The sequence below is a fragment of the Rhodospirillum sp. A1_3_36 genome, from assembly GCF_047263945.1.
In the GTDB taxonomy this organism is placed as follows: Bacteria; Pseudomonadota; Alphaproteobacteria; order Rhodospirillales; family Rhodospirillaceae; genus Rhodospirillum.
The window spans coordinates 652,758-671,026 of record NZ_JBLAVB010000001.1; the positions used below are offsets into that span (position 1 = coordinate 652,758).

An 18,269-nucleotide genomic window follows, 5' to 3' on the forward strand; every position below is an offset into this window, starting at 1 on the left:
AATATAGACATGAACTGCAATTCAGGACTTTCTAATTCTTTGGAAAATCTCTAATTCTCTGACATATCAATGAATTCCCGCAACGCGGCATCACTTTCTCGTCAGACTGTCTTTTCGTTTGCACAATTTCCTCCATTGAAGTTGGTAAAACGGTTGCCAACCCTCACGGAACCAGTGGTATTCTCACCTTCCCCCGAAAAGAGGGTGGCGTATCAACGGACAGAGATCCGGCATGCGTGAAGAATAAAAATTACATTCCAAGCGATCCTAGGAGAGGAATATATCATGCGTAGCGTTTTCACAGCCCTGACGGCGATTGGTTTGATGATCGGCGGCGCGGCCGCAGCCAACGCCGAACCAATCACCATTAAGTTTTCCCATGTCGTCGCCGATACCACCCCAAAGGGCGTAGGCGCACTGCACTTCAAGGCATGCGCCGAGGAGAAGCTGGGCGACAAAGTTAATGTCGAGGTTTATCCGAACAGTCAGTTGTTTAATGACGACAACGTGCTGGAAGCCATGTTGCTGGGTGACGTTCAGCTGGCCGCCCCATCCCTGTCGAAATTCAACAAATACACCAAGAAACTGAATATTTTCGACCTCCCCTTCCTGTTCGACGACTTGGAAGCCGCCGAAAGATTCCAGAAGTCCGAAGCGGGTCAAGCCTTGCTCACCTCCATGCAGGACAAGGGTGTTCTGGGACTGGGATACCTGCATAACGGCATGAAGCAGCTGTCCGCCAACAAGCCGCTGAGGGTTCCGGCCGATGCCGCTGGCCTGAAGTTCCGGATCCAATCCTCGGACGTGCTGGCCGCCCAGTTCGAAGCCCTGGATGCCGTGCCGGTCAAGAAGCCTTTCTCTGAAGTCTTCATGCTGCTGCAGACCAATGCCATTGATGGTGCGGAAAACCCCTGGTCCAACATCTTCACCCAGAAGTTTTTCGAAGTGCAGAAGTACATTACTGAGTCCAACCATGGTCTCCTCGACTACCTGCTCGTGACCAGCGATGATTTCTGGAACAGCCTGCCAGACGACATTCGTCCGGTGCTGGATGACTGCATCGACGAATCCCTCAAGGTCGCCAATGATAGCGCCCTGAAGATCGCCATGGAGCAGCGCCAGAAGATCATCGACTCTGGTGAGTCCGAAGTCCTGCAACTGACCCCCGAGGAGAAGGCCCAATGGCGCGAAGCTATGAAGCCGGTCTGGGCCAAGTTCCAGGATGATATCGGCGCTGACCTGATCGAAGCCGCTCAGGCCGCGAACAACTAAGGGATTTTTGGCTCGATCCCGTCTCCTCCCCCGGACATCCGGAGCAGTTCCCGAATGGTCTCCTTGGCCGGGGAAGCTGAACCTGAAAATGGGATCGAGCCACTTTTCCTGCCATGTTCAGCGCACCCCGGACGACAGGACTCAAAGAAACCATGAACAGAAAACTTATTCTCGGGGGCTTGCTCCTGGCATCTTTGTACGCCTTGGGCTCAGCCCTTATACCCATTGGATCCTTGAAGTCGGGAACCAAACTTCTGCAAGGCTATGTTGTCATCGGCTGTTGGCTGGCCTATGCGGCGTTCAGCTTTCCCGAAGCCTTTAAAAAAATCGAAGAGGCGGTCATTTCCGCCCTTTTGGCGGGAACCACGCTCCTGGTCTTCTACGAGGTGGTGATGCGCTATGTGTTCAACACAGGGGTATCCTGGATTCAGGAGGTCACCCTCTTGGCCTCGGGTGCCATGGTCTTGTTGGGCATGTCCTATGGCATCAAGGTGGGCAGTCACATCGGCGTAGATGCTTTCGTCCGCCTCCTTCCCAGCAATGGACGACGTCAGGTAACTCTGGTTGCCGTCGTTCTTTGCCTCTTCTACTGCTCCCTGTTCCTCGTCGGGGGCTGGGCCTATACCAGCAAGCTCTTCAAGATCGGCATCGAAATGCAGGACATTGCCCTGCCCAAATGGAGCGCCTTCAGTCTGCTGATGATTGGCATGGCGCTGATGGTGGCACGGCTCTCTGAACTACTGCTGTCCCTCGCCAAGGGCGAGACAGATAGCTTCAGTTTGGCCGATGAAGCCAAGGACGCCCTGGAACTGACCGGTACGCCGCCCAACACCAAGGAGTCCCAGGCATGACAGCGACGGCGCTCTTCCTCCTATTGTTTCTGTTCATGTTCATGGGCATGCCCATTGCCATCGCCCTGGGCCTGTCCTCAATCATGACCATTCTTTTGTTCACCAATGACACCTTGGCCACCACGGCCCTGAAGCTGTTCGAGGCGAACACGGGCCATTACACGCTGCTGGCCATTCCCTTCTTCATCCTGTCTTCCCAATTTCTATCCACCGGCGGCGTGGCCCGGCGTCTGATCCGCTTTGCCGTCGCCTCGGTTGGTTTCATCCGGGGAGGCATGGCCATGGCTTCGGTCATGGCTTGTATGTTGTTCGCCGCTGTCTCCGGATCCTCTCCGGCCACGGTGGCGGCCATTGGCGGAATCGTCATTGGCGGCATGGTGAAATCCGGCTTCCCCAAAAGCTTTGCTGCAGGCGTCATCGCCAATGCGGGAACTCTGGGGATCCTGATTCCTCCCAGCATTGTGATGCTGGTCTATTCAGCGGCCACAGATGTCTCCGCCGCCCGGATGTTCATGGCGGGCGTGATCCCGGGCATCGGGATCGGCATTGTCCTGATGGTGGCCATCTACATCTTCGCCACGGTCAAAAACCTACCCCGCCAGCCCTTCGCCGGGTTCGCGGAGGTCACGCGCGCGGGTCTATCGGCCTCGGGCGGCATTTTCATGATCTTCCTGGTTCTGGGCATCATCTACGGCGGTGTCGCAAGCCCCACGGAAGCCGCAGCCCTGTCGGCCGTTTACTCCTATTTCATCGCCATTTTCCTCTATCGGGACATGGGTCCGCTCAAGAAGGTGGAGGGCAAGAGTATCGGCCCGGCGGACTACCTGCTGGCCCTACCCCGGTCCGTCCTGGATCCCGAAGTGCGCCACGTCCTTCTGGATGCGGCGAAAGTCAGCATCATGCTGCTGTTCATCATTACCAATGCCATGCTGTTTGCCCATGTTCTGACGGCGGCGCAAATCCCGCAAACCATCGCTGGGGCGATCACGGACATGGGCCTGCCCCCCTGGGGGTTCCTGATCGTAGTGAACATCCTGTTGCTGATCGCGGGCAACTTCATGGAGCCCTCGGCCATCCTGCTGATCATGGCTCCGATCCTGCTCCCCATCGCGCTGACCCTAGGCATCGATCCGGTACACTTCGGCATCGTGATGGTGGTGAACATGGAAATCGGCATGATCACACCACCGGTGGGCCTGAACCTGTTCGTCACCGCAGGCATCACCAACCAGAGCATCATGTGGGTGGTCAAAGCCGCCCTGCCGTGGTTGCTCATCCTGCTCGCCTGCCTTCTGGTCATCACCTATGTGCCGGAAATCTCGCTTTTCCTGCCCAACACCATGATGGGTGCGTCCACCTATTGATCCCATCCAATACACCAAGAAAAAGCCCCGGACGCAGAACGCGTCCGGGGCTTTTTCTTGGTATTAAACAATCCTACATAGAGTTCTTTCGAGGCCAAGTTGGGCCAAGAAGCACTGTACACGATAGTGACCCGTCTTTTTTGGGCGATTGCCCAAGCCCATTTAAGGGTAAATGCCCCCAAACCCCCATTTTTCTTTTACAAATAAGAGCCCGGGGTCTGGGGCCTTGCGGCCCCCGTGGGGGGGCGTGCCCCCTCACGGGCGGAGCCCAGACTCATTCTCGAACCATCACTGTCCTGCGGCTGGCAGGGCTGGTGCGCCCGGTAGCGGGACGGCTTGATATACCGTACAGTTCGAGTAACCATCATTCTTGAAATGGTAGGTATTCACCGGATTGGCCTTACCCAATGGGTCATAAAGGTTAAACCCCCGCTTGGCGATGCCGGAAACAGTCACGCCCCCCGGGTTTCCCTTGCCCCCATATCCGATATAAAGTCCGTCCTTGAAAACCTGATTGAACTGCCCCTTGCGACAGAGCTTTGATAACTCCGGCATGAGCGTTCCGACTTTCCAGTAAGGTGCGGTACTCGCCCCATATTGGATCGCCTTGTTCAAGGCAAAGGCCGACGGCCCTTGAAGGGAACAGGCCGCCAACACGGCGACCACCGCCAAGGTCCGGTTGCCGACATCCCATAGCCTGTTCGCTTTCATGAAACCCTTTCGGTTCACTGGATACCTTCCCTTACCGAGAGTAAGGCCCTCGCCCTCCGCCAAGCAAGGGGAAACAACCGGACGATCATGGACCAGAGGGCTATCCGCGTTTTCAATACACGGATATATGGACAGAAGGCCCGTCAGTTCCAATACTTCACCTTTCCTAGAGTGGGATTTCGTCAGGTTGAACACGGTACACGACTAGGGGTATTTTCAGTCACGGGGTTTTGCCCGGGCCCCCACCGGGGCCGAAAAGCCCCAGCCCCCGGGATAAAAAAAGAGGGGGTTGGGGGCATTTGCCGCCAAATGGGCTTGGGCTATCGCCCAAAAAAGACGAGACACGGTCGTGTACAGTGAGGTTGAATCGGGCCCCTGCTCTAGCGTCGAAGCCAGCCCCCTTTCAGGAAGAACGGATCGATATAATGCAAAGTTTAAGCCGTGTTTGCGCCATAACAGCCCTGTTCTTTCTCACTTCACCGACCCATGCGATATCAGCGCCCCAAGAGCCCCCGCCCCTGGTCGGTCATCTGGACGCCGACAATCCCTTGGTCGGCCGGATTTTCGACGGAGGGACAGGGGCAGAGGTCCCCTTGGACGAAGCCCTGAACCGCGCCCGGCGCAGCGAAGTCATCCTTCTTGGGGAACGTCATGACAACCCTGATCACCATGCCCTTCAGGCCTATGCCTTAGGAGAGCTCATCGCCTCCGGACGACGTCCCGCCCTGGTTTTCGAAATGATCGATGGCGATCAAGGGGAAGCCCTGGACACCTGGCGGGCAGCGACGACCCCGGATACAGGGGATCTGAACGCGCTCCTGTCCTGGGAAAGTCGCGGCTGGCCCAGCTTTTCCTGGTACGAACCCTTGTTCGCCCAAGCCTTGAAGGAAAACCTGCCGATCTTTCCCGGCAATCCTCCCCGCACCCAAGTCCACGCCATCTCCCTGGGAGAGACCCCGGACTCTGTTACGACCCTGGGCCTGCTGGACAATCCCCTGCCTGATCCCCTGGCATCGGATCTCCTGGACACCCTACGAGACAGCCATTGTGGCATGATTCCCGAGAGCGACCTTTCCCCCATCGCCCTTGCTCAAAGGGCCAAGGACGCGACCATGGCTCAAGCCGTCGTCGCGGCCCTGACGGGCGGAGCCGAGAGTGTGATGATCATCACCGGTTCCGAACATGCCCGGACGGACCGGGGAGTTCCCTTCTATCTCCCAAAAGGTCTCTCTCACCTCTCCATCGCTTTCGTGGAGGCGTTCGAAGGAGAGACCGATCCCCTCGCCTATGGGGAAGCTAAAGTCGTAACCGATGGCACGCCACCCTACGACCTGCTGTGGTTCACCCCCCGGATCGAGCGTCGTGACCCCTGCGAAGGTTTGGCGGAGCATTTCAAGGACCAAGAGGAGGCCACCCCTCCCCCAAATGATGAGAGCCAGACCAGATCGGCGCCGCAGAGGGAGAGCATTCCCGCTAATCCTCCCCATCCGTGACCGATTTGCGCGTTTTCGGCGTCCAAGGGAGGACATTCACCGGTTTGCCACTTTGTGAGCGCATGACTCGGGGGCGAATGACCGTTTCGATGGCCGGCGCATCCGCACTATGGGCGGTGTTGCGATGATCCCCCTTGGGCGAACGCAACCCCGGTGCCCGGTCGGGCCGGATGTTTCCATAGAAAGCCACCATGGACTCGATGGTAATGACGCTGCGCGGGTCGGCGTCCAGGGCATCGGCATAGGGGGGGTGTTTGCGAATGACTTTGCTGAGGTGTTCAGCGGAATGAACGCCAAACCGACGCCAAATGCTGTCCAGGAACTGCTCGGCCAGGGGGGGAACTTTTTCGTCGGAAATCCAGGGCCGTTCGTTCTCGAAAGCCCGATAGATATTGGGTTCCAGGGGGCCTGCCGGGTCAGCAATGAAAACCGCAGGGGCCAATAACCGCCCATGGTTGGCCACGGCAAAATAGGCCTGGGCCAAATACATCAACCGGTGCAGCTTCTGCGGCTGCAGGTATTCTCTCTCGTTCAAGGCCTTATCCTGGAACCATTTGGCCTCGTCGAAGGTACTATCCAGCAAAGGGGGGCGCATGGACGTCATGGATCGCGCTCCAAATTTGATCCGATCAGGTCAGCAATCATCAGGAAACGGGATCCTTGAGCGGTTCCCTCCACTCCCTTACCCTTAAGGAAAGGCGCGATCAATGAGGCCGCGTCGGTCCGCCTCCTCCTCCGCGCGGCAGTGCGCGAAGGCTTCCTCAGCATAGCGCAATGGAAAGTCCAACCCCAATGCCTTTCAGCCCCAAATGGATCGGACCACATATCCCATGACCCGCCGGGGACGCTTGCTCCTGGGAGGCCTCCTGGCCCCTCCCCTCCTTCTCACCATCGGGCTGCTCCTTGCCATCCCGATGCGAATCCCCTTGGCCGAGTGGCTATTGCGCAGCCAATTGCCCTCTCTTGGCTTGCCGCAGGTCGAAGGCAAAGTGAGAGAGCTGTCGCTCCATCAACTGGTGATTGAAGATCTACTAGTAGAGAAGGAGCAGGCCTGGGTCAAACGCGTGACGGCCACCTATTCCCTGCGCGACCTGCTGGCGGGCCGCATGAAAGACCTCATTTTGGAGGAACCGACCCTCCTTGGCTCCCTGGAGGGGGCGCATCCCCGCTTTCCCCTGCTGGAGACCTTGCTCGAAGGCGAAGACAGCGGAGCAACCGGTGGCAGCACCCCGCCACTGGATCGCTTGGAAGCACGGGATGCCCGGATCATTCTCGATACCCTGCGGGGACCCATAACCGTAACCAGCGACGCCCTGTTCTCGCCCCGGAAGGGAGTTGACGAAGACGGATGGTCCATAATCCTGAAGGGCGCGGCCACCGGTCCAGGCCTGGACGCAACGGGTCATGCGGAGGCCGAGGTGTCACCGGAAGGAGCGATCCGAACCGCCTCTGGCGGCCTGACTGGGCGGTTGACCCATTTCGCCATCGACGGCTTGGTCGAAGGCCTGACCCTGGCAGCGGACGTGACCGGCTCTTTCAACGGCACGACCCTGCGGGCAGAGAGTACCGGCCTGACCCTCCAAGTCGGAGCCTTGGCCCCGGAGGTCCTTGACACCCTACCTGAGCCGACCAGGGAGATCCTGTCCGCCCCCCTATCCTTGGGTCTGGGGGACAAATCGCACCCCACAGTTTTGGCCTTACAAATGACGGACCGAAACGAACCGGCCGAACTTTCTGGCCCCCTCTCCCTGGGCATCGGTAATGGGCGGATGTCCATTACGGGTTTGGTCGACCTGACCCTTCCCGACGCCCTGGGTCCCCCAAACCTCGCCCGGCTCTCGGGAACGGCGAAGGGGACCGCAAGGGTGACTGCGCTTCCCATCTCCGGTTGGGTCGAAAGGATGGATGGGACCCTCGGCCTATCCCTCGCCCTGGACGGCGCCGGTGGTGCGACCCTGGACGTGGATGAGGGCGGCAGAGTTCAAGTCGAAGGGGTAGCCCCCTCCTTTGCCCAGATTCTGGACGTCCTCGGTCCCCATGACCGCCTGAGCCTGACCCTGGTCGACGGCCCAATCCACCTGAGCCGTACCGCCGCTGGGCGCATCGAAACGACCGGTGCTCTAACCCTTCGCCCGCAAGCCGAGGGGCCGGGACAGGTTACCCTCTCCCTTGACGGTCTGGCCCTGCCCGAGGGGGACCCACGCAAGGGAACCGTGAAAGGCGGGCGCATCACCGTCACGGATTTGGCCCCGCCAGAGATCACCGGCCTGTCGGGAAGTGTCACCCTGTCCAAGGGCGTCTGGTCTGCCTCCGAGGCCTCCGCCCAGGTGAGCGGCGAGCTAACGGCGGCGACCTATTCCACCGAAGCCCTCTCCCTCAGCGGCCTTCACCAGACCGGAACGGCCCTCTTCCATTGGGACTCCGCCTCCAATCTCCTAACCGCTGACGCCTTGGACAGCACCCTATCTCTGGAGACCCTCAATCGGGGGAACCAAGCCCTGCGAGGGCTGAGGCTCGATTGGCAGGGCCCCCTTTCCCTCGAGGTGGACTCCGGCTTGCTGCGGGGCCAACCGGAGCAGTTGACCCTCACCCTCGCCGAAGGAGCCCTTGAGGACGGAGTAACCTTGACCGCACCCCTGTCCCTTTCCCTTTCGGCTCCCACAACCCTGTCGGCACGCACTGACACGGGCCAAGTCACCCTGGCGAAGACTCCATTCGCCCCCACCACCCTGGCCCTCAAAGTGAACGGGGAGGCCCTGACGGCCGCAGACCTCTCCATGACGGTTTCAGGCCTTTGGCCACCGGGTCCTGACACTCCTTTGTCCTTGGAGCTGGGCGACGGCGCCCTGCAAGGTTTCGGCCTTTCTGCCCGGGCGCTCGCGGGCCGTTTTTCGTTGGAACAGGGCGGTCCCAGGGGCAGCCTGAATGCCCTGGTCGACACACTCCCCGGCGAGGTGACGGCGGCGAAAGGAGCCCGCCCCCTCGCCCTGGACCTCTCCCTCTCGCACCCGGAGCCGGGGGCCGACACCAAACATTTTCCCCTCCGCGCCCGCCTGACCGATCCCAAGAAGCGCCTGTCCATCGGCCTGGAAGGGTGGACCACAGCGACCCTGGCGGAGGGTCGCCTGCGGGTGGCTGCTCGCCCCGTGGCCTTCGCTCCGGACGGCCTCCAGCCCGCCGCACTCCATTCCGCCTTAAGCGAGGTCGCCAAACAGGTCACCGGCACCTTGGCTCTGAAGGGAACACTCTCCTGGCGGGGAAGTACCCTTTCGCCGGATCTCTCCATTCTGGCAAAGGATGTGACCGCCACCTTGGGAGACGTTCCCATGGAAGAAATCAACGGTGTCATCCGCCTCACCCAGTTTTGGCCACCGCGCGGCCCGACTCAGGAGATCAGCGTTGGGACCGTCACCCTCGGTCTGCCATTGGGCAATGCGCTGATCCGCTACACCCTGGATGGCAAAGGCCATCTGATCATAGAAACTGCGTCCCTGGATCTGGCTGGAGGCAGTGTGACGACGGGAAACGTAATCGTCCCCCTAAAAGGCGGCCAAATCCTCGTTCCCTTGGAGGTCAAAGCCGTTGCCTTGGACCAGTTGGCGGGCCTGACCAACCTGGATGGCCTGGCCGCCTCTGGCCGTTTGGGGGGGCGTATTCCCCTAAGAATAGAACCCGAGGGTACCATTTGGGTGGACAAGGCGACCCTGGACACAGAAGCCCCAGGACACCTCAGCTACCACCCACCGAAATCACCTGAGGTCCTGGCCGCTGGCAACCAGGGGGTCTTGTTGCTCCTGCTGGCCCTGGACGACTTCCAGTATGAGCATCTGAAGTTGACCCTGGACGGAGACTCCTCCGGAGAGTTGACCATCGGTATCAACCTTTTGGGGGCTAATCCGGATCTCTATGACGGCTATCCTGTGGATCTGCATGTCAACTTGACGGGCGCGCTGACGGAACTGATCCGGAAGAACCTGCGCACCTATACCCTCCCCAGCCGGATCCAGGAGAATCTGCAGCAGTTCATGAACAGCCTGGGTTACACCGGCGCCACTGCCCCCACCGTTCCGTGAGAGGAGACATCACATCGTCAACACAACGCCATAATTCCTTGTTTTTCTTGAACGGTCGGAGCAGTCTGCCAGTTCCACCACGGTTTTCCAGGAGGACAGATCCATGATGAAGGGCCCCAAGTTCACCGGCGCCCCAGTAGCCTTCGCGGTTCCGGTCTTTTTGGTCCTTGGCCTGGGTGCCTGCCAACCCACTGTCAAGGTGGAAGCGCCAGACAAACCTATCCGCATTGACCTGAACGTGAACATCCAACAGGACGTGCGCATTCGACTGGAAAAGAGCGTGGAAGATCTCCACCAGCAGAACCCCAACATTTTCTGACGGTGGATAAGGGAAGGACTTTATGTCATGACACGATTCTCGAAGGTTTTGAGGGGCTTGGCCCTGGGCGCAACCCTGACCCTTGCCGCCGTTGCGCCCGCCCTGGCTATGAGTCTGGAAGAAGCCCGGTCACAAAATCTTGTCTGCGAGGCCGCCGATGGCCTGATTCGGGCCACGGGCGGCGGTGGTGATGTGCAGGCCCTGGTGAACAGCACCAATGCCCAGCGCATGCAGGTTTATCAGGCCTCCGCCTCCAAGGAAGGCGTGCCGGTCATCCAAATCCAGGCGGTCAGTGGCGAACAACTCCGCCAGAAATACAGGCCCTGTAACTAGAGTCTGTTCCTACCGGAAAACAACGCTTCAGGTCGCGCCCGAGAGCGATGGATCACAGTACACGACAGTGTCTCTTGTTTTTTGGGCGATAGCCCAAGCCCATTTGGGGGCCAATGCCCCCAACCCCCCATTTCTCTTTTATCAATAAGAGCCCGGGATCTAGGGCCTTTCGGCCAGTAAATGGCTGGGGGTCTGGGGCCTTCCGGCCCCAGTGGGGGACGGGGCAAAGCCCCGTGACGGGAAAAAAGTACCGACTGTCGTGTACCCTGGCGATAGATGTGCATCAACGTTCCAAGCTCCGGTAGACATCGTCGTTTGGGGCGATGCAGGAGCAGGCGACCTCAGCGGTCGCCCTATGACCCAAGAAGGATCGCACATCCCAAGGTCAACTCACAGGCGAATCCGATCAGGAATGCTGCGGTCCGGAACGGAATGGGAAAGCCCGCTATGGTCCCAAGCGCATGGGCCAAACGGGTGAAAAAGTAGACGCGACACGCCCCAACAGCGACCGCAGACGGGCCGATCGCATGAACGGCAAGGACCAACGGCGCAAAAAGCACCAAATTCTCGACAGCATTGGCATGGGCTTGAACGGCCCGCACCGCCCAAGGGGCGCGCTGTGGTGGGTCCGGCAACGGGAACCAAGACCAATTTGGTGGTCCAACCTCTCGGAAGCGATTGCCGACGTAGGGAATCCAGAGACCTCCGGTCAGCAGGACCGTGGCGGCGAGCCAGAACAGCTCTGGCGATTCGGTGTTCATCATGCGAAACCCTCACTCGTTTGACTGGTTCTTCCCGGTAAGGCGTGTTTTGACATGCGCTCGCCAAAGCCGACCATATTTTGTACAATGACGCACAATATTAGAAAGGGGCAAGGATTTTATGCAAGTTCGCACAAAACAAACCAGTCGAGCTGGCCGCCCGAGAAAGTTTGATGAGGCCGAGGCTCTCGGGAAAATGTCACGCCACCTCTGGACGACCGGTTTATCCGGGACGTCACTCGACGGTATCGCCCGTTCAGCCGGGCTCAACCGGCCCAGTCTCGCAGCCGCCTTCGGTGACAAGAACGCGATCTATGCGCAAGCGGCTTCAAGCTATGCCGCCATGATGGATGATCAGATCGGACGCGCGCTGGCAGCCGATAACTTGCAAAGCGCGCTTCTCGCAGCGTTCGAGCTGGCGATCGACATTTATACGACCGAAGGCCCAGACGGATGTTTCGTGATCTGCACGGCGCCAGCGGATGCGCAGACCAATCCGGTTTGCTCAACTGTCTTGAATCAGTCTCTCGAAGCCATAGACACCCTGTTCCTGAGACGTTTGGAAAAGGAACAATGCGGCGCGGCGTCCAGCCATGTTGACCTGGCGGCGCTCGCTGCGCTTCTTGGCGCCACGCTCAATAGTCTTGCATTGCGCGCTCGAGCGAACTGGAGCAGGGAAAAAATGAGGCAGTTGTCTATCGGAGCCGTTAATCTGGTTATGACCATGCTAGATCACCCCCCTTAAATCGGAATCGATTTAGAGCGGATAATTTAGTCTAGAATCATATGGTTACAGCATCTTGTAAAAAAAGTCCGAAAGCGCTAAGGTCTGCATGTTTCTCTGTGCGGCTCCGAAGTTAAACATACCCCGCCCCCAACCGGCCCCTAAGACCCCGGATCCCCATTCGTTTTTTGACCAATGGGATCAAAGGGTCCGTGACCCTTTGCGGGTCTGGGCAGGGCCCAGAAACTGCGAAGCAGGTTTTCCGGATTTTCGAGGATCCAGAGTATAACACGTTGCTTTACTTCGTCACTCCCGTGAAAACTGGGATCCAGCGTTGATTTCGGTGTCGTCAGTGGAGCGTGCTCAGATAGCATCAACCGCATAGGTTCGTTGTCCCCACCCTGGAGTCCCGCATGCGCGGGAATGACGACAAAAGAGTTTTTCCGCACCCTGCTCGATTAAAATCCTCTCGCCACTTCAGAAGCGAGGTGAAGGCCTTCAGTCTACGTCATACCTCCCCCAACGCTCGCGACATCATCAATTACCATCATGACATTGTCCCGGCCCTGGAAGGTATCCAACCGCAGGGTTCCTGCGATGTGCAACGAGGCCCCGCGCGAGTTCAGCAGGGCGTGACCCATTTCCGAATCTGCCGCCTTGAAGGCCATGGCCTTGAGTGAGCCCCCGGAAGGGCCGTTCAGGAAGCATCGGATATGGCCCATGCCGACGACATCCACCTTCCCCACCCGGGCATTGGCAACGGCGAAGCGGGGCTCCGGATTGCCTGAGCCATAGGGCCCCGCTTGGCTCAGGGATCGCACCAGAGTCGCATTCGCGCCGCGGATATCCAGGGCACCATCCACCTCCAGGGTAGCCACGATCCCCCCCGCCTCGATCTGGGCCTTCAGGCGCTCTCCCAGGAACGCCTTGAATTCATCCAGTCGCTCTTCGAACAGACTGAAGCCCGCCGCCATGGCATGACCACCGCCGGCTTCCAATAGGCCCGCCTCACGGGCGGCAATCACCACTCGTCCCAGATCCACACCTGTCACCGACCGCCCCGACCCCTTGGCCATCCCCCCCTCAAGAGAGAGTGCGAGGGCCGGCAGGGCATAGCGCTCCTTCAGGCGACTGGCGACAATCCCCACCACACCGGGATGCCAATTCCGACCCGACGCGAAAACCATAGGAAGGCTGTCCGGAGCCGCAGCTTCCACCTGTTCGATGGCCTGAAACAGGACTTCTGCCTCGATCTCCTTGCGCGCACCGTTATACCCATCCAATTCGTTGGCCATGACCCGGCAGGCCTCCAGGTCATCACAGACCAAAAGTTCGGCCCCCAGGGCAGCCCGGCCCACCCGGCCCCCGGCGTTCACCCTTGGCCCCAGCATGAAGCCCAGGTGGAAGGCATCGATGGCCTCGCGCACGCCCGCGACCTCGGCCAGGGCAGCGATACCCGCATTCGAGCGGGAGGCAATCACCTTGAGCCCCTGACGCACCAGCGCCCGGTTCACACCCACCAAAGGCACCATGTCACAGACCGTTCCCAGGGCTACCAAGTCGAGCAATCCCATCAGGTCCGGTGGCCGACGCCCCGTTTCCTTGTACCAACCGGAATCCCGAAGACTCCGGTTCACCGCCACGGCCAACAGGAAGACCACCCCCACGGCTGCCAAATAGGTATGGGGGGTGATCTCGTCCAGACGTTTGGGATTGACCACAGCCACGGCCCTGGGCAGCTCCGTGCGGGCTTCATGGTGATCGCAGACGACGATATCCAACCCCGCCTCGGCTGCCTCGGCCAGGGGAGCGAAGGCGCTGATCCCACAGTCCACGGTCACCACCACTTGGGCGCCTGCGGCTCCCAAGCGCTTCAGGGCCGGCGCATTAGGGCCATAGCCCTCCTCCACCCGATCGGGGATATGCACATGGACCGGCACCCCCAGGGCGCGGAAGAAACGATGTAACACCGCCGTGGAGGTCGCTCCATCCACGTCGTAGTCACCGAAGATGCCAATCCCCTCTCCCGCCCGAATGGCTGAGACCAGCCGGTCCACGGCCTTGTCCATATCCAGAAGGTGGGACGGGTCGGGCAATTGGTCCCGCAAGGTCGGCGTCAGAAAAGCCTCTGCGGTTTCCACGATCACGCCCCGTCCGGACATAACCCGGCCAACCACTTCGGGCAGACTGAGGCGCTGGCTGATAGCCAAAGCCTGCCGGTCGTCCCCGGGGCGTTGGACCCAGCGACGTCCTCCAAAGGACCGGCCAACACCGAGGAAGCTGTTTTCGATCATAAGCTCTGTCATGGGGGGACAGTAAAACAATGCTGGCGGAGGCGGAAGCAAAATGGAATTGAGGGGAGGAAGACCGCACCGCCAGAAACCGTTCAGAGCCCCCACCGACACGCACAGCCCAGGGTGCACGACAGTCGGTTCTTTCCCGTCAAGGGGCTTTGCCCCATCCCCCACCGGGGCCGAAAGGCCCAGGCCCCGGACATTTATTGACCGAAAGCCCCCAGACCTCGATCAAAAAAGGGGCGGTTGGAGGCATTTGCCTCAAATGGGCTTGGGAATGGCCCAAAAAACACGAGACACTGTCGTGTGCCGTGCTCACAGCCATGTGGTCGGGCCGCTACCGCACCTTGTAGTTTTGCACCAGTAGATCCAAACCATGGGCCAACCGAGTCAGTTCACCGGACGCCGCAGAGGTTTCCGTTGCCTGCCCTGCTGTTTCATGGGCAATTTCTGCGATGGCTTCCACGGCATGTTTCATGACCTTGGCGTTGTCCTTGGTTTGGCTCACGTCATTGGCCACTTGGCGGGCAGCCTCTGCCACATGCTCCACATTGTTCCCAATTTCGCTGGTGGCGGCACCTTGCTGTTCAACCTCATGGGCGATAGAGGCGGCGATCTCGTCAATGCGATAGATGGTCTGGTTGATCCCGCCCATTTCCCCATGAACTTTGCCCAGGGACGCACCGACTGCTTCCATATCAGTTACCGACAGGGCCACCTGCTCCTGAACGGCATGGATCCGGTTGGTGATATCCTCCGTCGCGCGGGAGGATTGGTTGGCCAAGTTCTTGACCTCATTGGCCACCACGGCAAATCCCTTGCCCGCATCCCCTGCCCGGGCCGCTTCAATCGTAGCGTTCAAGGCCAGCAAATTGGTCTGCTCGGCAATGTCACTGATGGCCGAGATCACCTCGCTGATCTCCTTGGCTGCCTGGGATAGCGCACTGATCGATTCCTTGGCTTCTGCCATTTCCGCCATGGCGCCATTGATGGCCGCATTCGCGGTATCGGCGCCCTGACGAGCCCGATGAGCCACTTCGGAAGATTGTCCGGCATGGTTGGCCACCTCCCGGATAGAGGCATTCAACTCTTCAGCCGCCGCCGCGACGGTTTCTGCGTTGGCGGACAACTGGGTGGCGATGGAGGACAGGTCGTTGATCGACGTGGTCACATGCGTGACCGCTTGGTTGGCCTGACCACTTTCGCCGTTCATCCGCTCCGCATGACGGCTCAATTCCACCGATGCAGCGTTCAGTTCTTCCGCTGAGGCGGCGATCGCCGTTCCTGCTTCCGTCACCTCCCCTAACCCTTTCTGGAAATTGCCCAGCAACCCATTCAAGGATACGGCCATTTGGCCGACTTCGTCTTTGGTGGTCACAGAAGCCCGAACGGTTAAATCCCCGTCTCCGGCGGATGTCATGGCCCGCTTCATTTCCGGCAGAGGTTTGGTGATGGCCCGGCTGATCAGGATAGCCAACCCACCCCCAAGAATCAGGGCGCCCACGGCAAGAAAGGACGTAATCAGAATAGTGCGCTGAATGGACGCCACCGCGATCGGCCCGGCCTCATCCTGGCGGGCCTTCGCGTTCAATTTATTTTTCTCGATCTCGTTGGCCATCTGAGGGCCGATCTTTTCCAATACATCGGCTACAAGGGCATTCTGCTTTACAATCACCGTATGAATAGCCTCAAAGCCCTCCAGATACCTATCCTGGAGTACCTTGCCTTCATTGGCCATCTCCAAACGTTTAGGGCTGGATATTCCTTTCACCAACAACTGAAAACTACTCTCGATTGCACTCATTTCGCGCTTTGCTTTTGGGAACAACACTTCATCCCGACCATCCAAATACTTAGTAACCTGCAAACGCGCGAGAAGTAATTGACGGATCAACATACCTGCGTAATAGGCGTCTTTTATTTCGCCATCATTGTACGCCCTATTCATGAGCTTTCGGACGCTCTCGAGCATTCCATCACCCGTGCTCGCCATGTCCTTTTGAATTTTGTCACGCTTATCTTGCAGGGCAACGACCTGCTCAAATGCTTCTTGATAGGCCTTCACATCCGCGAGCAAGCGATCAAGGAGACCACTCTGTTCCTCAGTCAAGGCCACGGCACGGGCGTCCTGTATCAAGGCTTCTGTGGCCTTCGCCCTTGTACTGACCATCTCGATCGAATCCGCACTTCTACGAATAAGGAAGTCCTTCACTCCCATACGAGCCATCAGCATATTGGCTTGAATGCGGCCAACGTCATTGGTTTCCTGGGATATGCTGCGGTACCCGGTAAAAAGATCACCAATAGAAGTTAGAGAAAGTAGACCCACCCCCCCCATGACAATCTGTAAAAGAAGAACAGAGCCGAATCCCAGCCAAATTTTCTTGGAAACGGATAGATTGCCCAAGGGAAAACCCTCCACTTGAAAGAACCGCTATAGAACAGCACGCGACACAGATGAACAATGACATCAGACAGGAGAGACTGCCTCGCTTTCGCGCTTCACAAAGCACTACAACCAAAGATAAATCCAAAACAATCAAAGGCTTTAATGCTCATCTAGCGGATGATTTTTTATCTTAAACGCAACGGATTAGAATGAAAACAAGTAATACATAAAATTCTCATGGGAAAATCTTGGGCCAACCCCAAGCACTAGAACTCCTCGAAAATTCAATAGACTCTGGACCACCCAAGGGTCTTACTCAGTTAGCGGCACCTCACCCTCAACCATTAAGAGCAACCAGTAAACCCATGAGCAGGCGCTCTCCCAAAGGCCAAGGACCATGGCCAGAATCGCCATTGATATGCCCCACGTCTCCGGCATTCTCGAAACGGCTTCCCCAGGCGGAAGCGAACTCATGCCCCCGCGCCAGGGAGCAATAGGGATCACTTTTGCTCCCCACAACCATGGCCGGAAACGGCAGAGCCTCCATGGGAATGGGCGCGAAGGAACGGATCGCCTCGGGCGCCGTCTCCGCCTCCACATCCGGCGGAGCGACCAGAAGCGCTCCGGCCACGCGGGACAGTTCCTCGCTTCCGGCACGCAAGGTCCAATGGGACACCAAAATACACCCAAGACTATGGGCTACGAGAATCACAGGTGGCCGAGCATGTTCCAACGCCATGGAAAGCCCTCCCATCCATTCGACAAGATCAGGCTTCTCCCAGTCGCGTTGCTCGACGCGAATACCACCAGGCAGATCCTGCTCCCACAGGGTTTGCCAATGATCTGGACCGGAATTGCGCCAGCCCGGGATAAAAAGGGGAGTTACTGTCATCGGGATGTCCGTTTCTGCAGCTCTGCCAAAACCTATGGGATCACCCGACACAAGTCAGAAGCGGCCCCAAACCAGATCCAATATCTTGATATCGTAACCCATCCTAACAAAAATGCCGCAAAGCAGCGTAAGGACCACGGTTCGACCCCGAGAATCCTTATGTTGGAGCCATATCGTATCGCATCCCCAATCACTTCGCCAACCCAAGGCTGCCTGAAAATCAAAATCGTATAGGAAAATCGGCGTGACTTCGGCGTTATGCTCCAAATCCATAACGATTTTGCTTGATACGGCGCTCCGGACCGCTAGCATGACACTTGGAAAAAGAAAGTCAGTCGCGTAAAGAGGAATGAATTTCATGACCGCCAGCCTGGACTCTCTGTCCAAAGCGGAACACAAGGTGATAGAAGATCTCTTCCAGCAGGAGATCACCGGCAAACCCGTAGATATATCCAAGCGATTGGCGCAATCCCTCATGGAAAAAGGCCTCGTCGAAGAAACGGTCTTTATTACCGGCTACAAGCCCACCGGCCCCCTGACGCGCGACGCCTTCCGCCTCACGCCCATTGGACATTTTCTCTATTGCCAGTGGTTCGATCGACAGGTCACCTGAGCCCGTTTCCGGCATAGCAAATTCCTGCTCGATTCATGCCGGGCGGATCATTGCGCACCTAAACGATGACAGCCGCACCAAGAACCGTCCACAGGTAGATGGTGATAAATAGGGCGACCAGAGCCAGGAATTCGCGGACGAAGACTAACATTGACATTGGGACCTCCTGGATCACATCCC

General features: G+C 58.5%; 15 protein-coding genes. 9 read left to right on the plus strand and 6 right to left on the minus strand.

Features of this window, described 5'->3' with window-relative positions:
- The first annotated feature begins 285 nt into the window (after positions 1 to 285).
- The 3 genes from ACLIRY_RS02855 (at position 286) to ACLIRY_RS02865 (ending at position 3,487) form a co-directional block, all read left to right on the plus strand.
- Positions 286 to 1,272, plus strand: a complete 987-nt coding sequence (locus ACLIRY_RS02855; protein WP_413203825.1) for a TRAP transporter substrate-binding protein — start codon at positions 286 to 288, stop codon at positions 1,270 to 1,272.
- Positions 1,273 to 1,424: 152 nt separating this feature from the next.
- Positions 1,425 to 2,123 carry a TRAP transporter small permease gene (locus ACLIRY_RS02860; protein ID WP_413203826.1) on the plus strand — a complete coding sequence of 233 codons (699 nt, stop codon included), beginning with the start codon at positions 1,425 to 1,427 and terminating at the stop codon, positions 2,121 to 2,123.
- On the plus strand, positions 2,120 to 3,487 hold the full coding sequence (locus ACLIRY_RS02865; RefSeq protein WP_413203827.1) for a TRAP transporter large permease: 1,368 nt from the start codon (positions 2,120 to 2,122) through the stop codon (positions 3,485 to 3,487). The genes ACLIRY_RS02860 and ACLIRY_RS02865 overlap by 4 nt, the downstream gene beginning before the upstream one ends.
- A gap of 288 nt (positions 3,488 to 3,775) precedes the next feature.
- On the opposite strand, the gene ACLIRY_RS02870 is transcribed toward ACLIRY_RS02865, so the two are convergent.
- Positions 3,776 to 4,198: a hypothetical protein gene (locus ACLIRY_RS02870; protein WP_413203828.1), complete on the minus strand. Its 423-nt coding sequence runs from the start codon at positions 4,196 to 4,198 to the stop codon at positions 3,776 to 3,778.
- Between the two features lie 425 nt (positions 4,199 to 4,623).
- Here ACLIRY_RS02870 and ACLIRY_RS02875 point away from each other — a divergent pair, with 425 nt between their 5' ends.
- Positions 4,624 to 5,691, plus strand: coding sequence for a ChaN family lipoprotein (locus ACLIRY_RS02875; RefSeq protein WP_413203829.1), 1,068 nt, complete (start codon positions 4,624 to 4,626; stop codon positions 5,689 to 5,691).
- On the opposite strand, the gene ACLIRY_RS02880 is transcribed toward ACLIRY_RS02875, so the two are convergent.
- Positions 5,672 to 6,295 (minus strand): Panacea domain-containing protein, encoded by a 624-nt coding sequence (locus ACLIRY_RS02880; protein WP_413203830.1) that lies wholly within the window; start codon positions 6,293 to 6,295, stop codon positions 5,672 to 5,674. The genes ACLIRY_RS02875 and ACLIRY_RS02880 overlap by 20 nt on opposite strands.
- Before the next feature lie 205 nt (positions 6,296 to 6,500).
- On the opposite strand from ACLIRY_RS02880, the gene ACLIRY_RS02885 reads away from it, so the two are divergent.
- From ACLIRY_RS02885 to ACLIRY_RS02895, 3 genes are all read left to right on the plus strand, one after another.
- Positions 6,501 to 9,764: a YdbH domain-containing protein gene (locus ACLIRY_RS02885; RefSeq protein ID WP_413203831.1), complete on the plus strand. Its 3,264-nt coding sequence runs from the start codon at positions 6,501 to 6,503 to the stop codon at positions 9,762 to 9,764.
- A gap of 103 nt (positions 9,765 to 9,867) precedes the next feature.
- Entirely contained in the window at positions 9,868 to 10,083 is a 216-nt protein-coding gene (locus tag ACLIRY_RS02890) for a YnbE family lipoprotein (RefSeq protein WP_413203832.1), read from the plus strand.
- Positions 10,084 to 10,110: 27 nt separating this feature from the next.
- Positions 10,111 to 10,416 (plus strand): DUF1318 domain-containing protein, encoded by a 306-nt coding sequence (locus tag ACLIRY_RS02895; protein ID WP_413203833.1) that lies wholly within the window; start codon positions 10,111 to 10,113, stop codon positions 10,414 to 10,416.
- Positions 10,417 to 10,769: 353 nt separating this feature from the next.
- Here the strand turns inward: ACLIRY_RS02895 and ACLIRY_RS02900 are convergent, their stop codons facing one another.
- On the minus strand, positions 10,770 to 11,180 hold the full coding sequence (locus ACLIRY_RS02900) for an MAPEG family protein (protein WP_413203834.1): 411 nt from the start codon (positions 11,178 to 11,180) through the stop codon (positions 10,770 to 10,772).
- 118 nt (positions 11,181 to 11,298) lie between these two features.
- On the opposite strand from ACLIRY_RS02900, the gene ACLIRY_RS02905 reads away from it, so the two are divergent.
- Positions 11,299 to 11,922, plus strand: coding sequence for a TetR/AcrR family transcriptional regulator (locus ACLIRY_RS02905; protein ID WP_413203835.1), 624 nt, complete (start codon positions 11,299 to 11,301; stop codon positions 11,920 to 11,922).
- 482 nt (positions 11,923 to 12,404) lie between these two features.
- Here the strand turns inward: ACLIRY_RS02905 and recJ are convergent, their stop codons facing one another.
- The 3 genes from recJ to ACLIRY_RS02920 form a co-directional block, all read right to left on the minus strand.
- Positions 12,405 to 14,207, minus strand: a complete 1,803-nt coding sequence (gene recJ / locus ACLIRY_RS02910) for a single-stranded-DNA-specific exonuclease RecJ (protein ID WP_413203836.1) — start codon at positions 14,205 to 14,207, stop codon at positions 12,405 to 12,407.
- A 325-nt stretch (positions 14,208 to 14,532) separates the two neighbouring features.
- Positions 14,533 to 16,617, minus strand: coding sequence for a methyl-accepting chemotaxis protein (locus ACLIRY_RS02915; RefSeq protein ID WP_413203837.1), 2,085 nt, complete (start codon positions 16,615 to 16,617; stop codon positions 14,533 to 14,535).
- 304 nt (positions 16,618 to 16,921) lie between these two features.
- Positions 16,922 to 17,476 (minus strand): RBBP9/YdeN family alpha/beta hydrolase, encoded by a 555-nt coding sequence (locus ACLIRY_RS02920; RefSeq protein WP_413203838.1) that lies wholly within the window; start codon positions 17,474 to 17,476, stop codon positions 16,922 to 16,924.
- 358 nt (positions 17,477 to 17,834) lie between these two features.
- Here ACLIRY_RS02920 and ACLIRY_RS02925 point away from each other — a divergent pair, with 358 nt between their 5' ends.
- A complete protein-coding gene (locus ACLIRY_RS02925; RefSeq protein ID WP_413203839.1) occupies positions 17,835 to 18,089 on the plus strand; it encodes a hypothetical protein in 255 nt (84 codons plus the stop codon).
- Positions 18,090 to 18,269: the final 180 nt, after the last annotated feature.

What these genes read in the sequence shown, in the direction of transcription:
- recJ (WP_413203836.1), bottom strand. Translation starts at nt 14,207, where the DNA reads ATGACAGAGCTTATGATCGAAAACAGCTTCCTCGGTGTTGGCCGGTCC.
- ACLIRY_RS02925 (WP_413203839.1), top strand. Translation starts at nt 17,835, where the DNA reads ATGACCGCCAGCCTGGACTCTCTGTCCAAAGCGGAACACAAGGTGATA.
- ACLIRY_RS02855 (WP_413203825.1), top strand. Translation starts at nt 286, where the DNA reads ATGCGTAGCGTTTTCACAGCCCTGACGGCGATTGGTTTGATGATCGGC.
- ACLIRY_RS02865 (WP_413203827.1), top strand. Translation starts at nt 2,120, where the DNA reads ATGACAGCGACGGCGCTCTTCCTCCTATTGTTTCTGTTCATGTTCATG.
- ACLIRY_RS02885 (WP_413203831.1), top strand. Translation starts at nt 6,501, where the DNA reads ATGGATCGGACCACATATCCCATGACCCGCCGGGGACGCTTGCTCCTG.
- ACLIRY_RS02870 (WP_413203828.1), bottom strand. Translation starts at nt 4,198, where the DNA reads ATGAAAGCGAACAGGCTATGGGATGTCGGCAACCGGACCTTGGCGGTG.
- ACLIRY_RS02900 (WP_413203834.1), bottom strand. Translation starts at nt 11,180, where the DNA reads ATGATGAACACCGAATCGCCAGAGCTGTTCTGGCTCGCCGCCACGGTC.
- ACLIRY_RS02890 (WP_413203832.1), top strand. Translation starts at nt 9,868, where the DNA reads ATGATGAAGGGCCCCAAGTTCACCGGCGCCCCAGTAGCCTTCGCGGTT.
- ACLIRY_RS02880 (WP_413203830.1), bottom strand. Translation starts at nt 6,295, where the DNA reads ATGACGTCCATGCGCCCCCCTTTGCTGGATAGTACCTTCGACGAGGCC.
- ACLIRY_RS02920 (WP_413203838.1), bottom strand. Translation starts at nt 17,476, where the DNA reads ATGACAGTAACTCCCCTTTTTATCCCGGGCTGGCGCAATTCCGGTCCA.
- ACLIRY_RS02875 (WP_413203829.1), top strand. Translation starts at nt 4,624, where the DNA reads ATGCAAAGTTTAAGCCGTGTTTGCGCCATAACAGCCCTGTTCTTTCTC.
- ACLIRY_RS02905 (WP_413203835.1), top strand. Translation starts at nt 11,299, where the DNA reads ATGCAAGTTCGCACAAAACAAACCAGTCGAGCTGGCCGCCCGAGAAAG.
- ACLIRY_RS02860 (WP_413203826.1), top strand. Translation starts at nt 1,425, where the DNA reads ATGAACAGAAAACTTATTCTCGGGGGCTTGCTCCTGGCATCTTTGTAC.
- ACLIRY_RS02895 (WP_413203833.1), top strand. Translation starts at nt 10,111, where the DNA reads ATGACACGATTCTCGAAGGTTTTGAGGGGCTTGGCCCTGGGCGCAACC.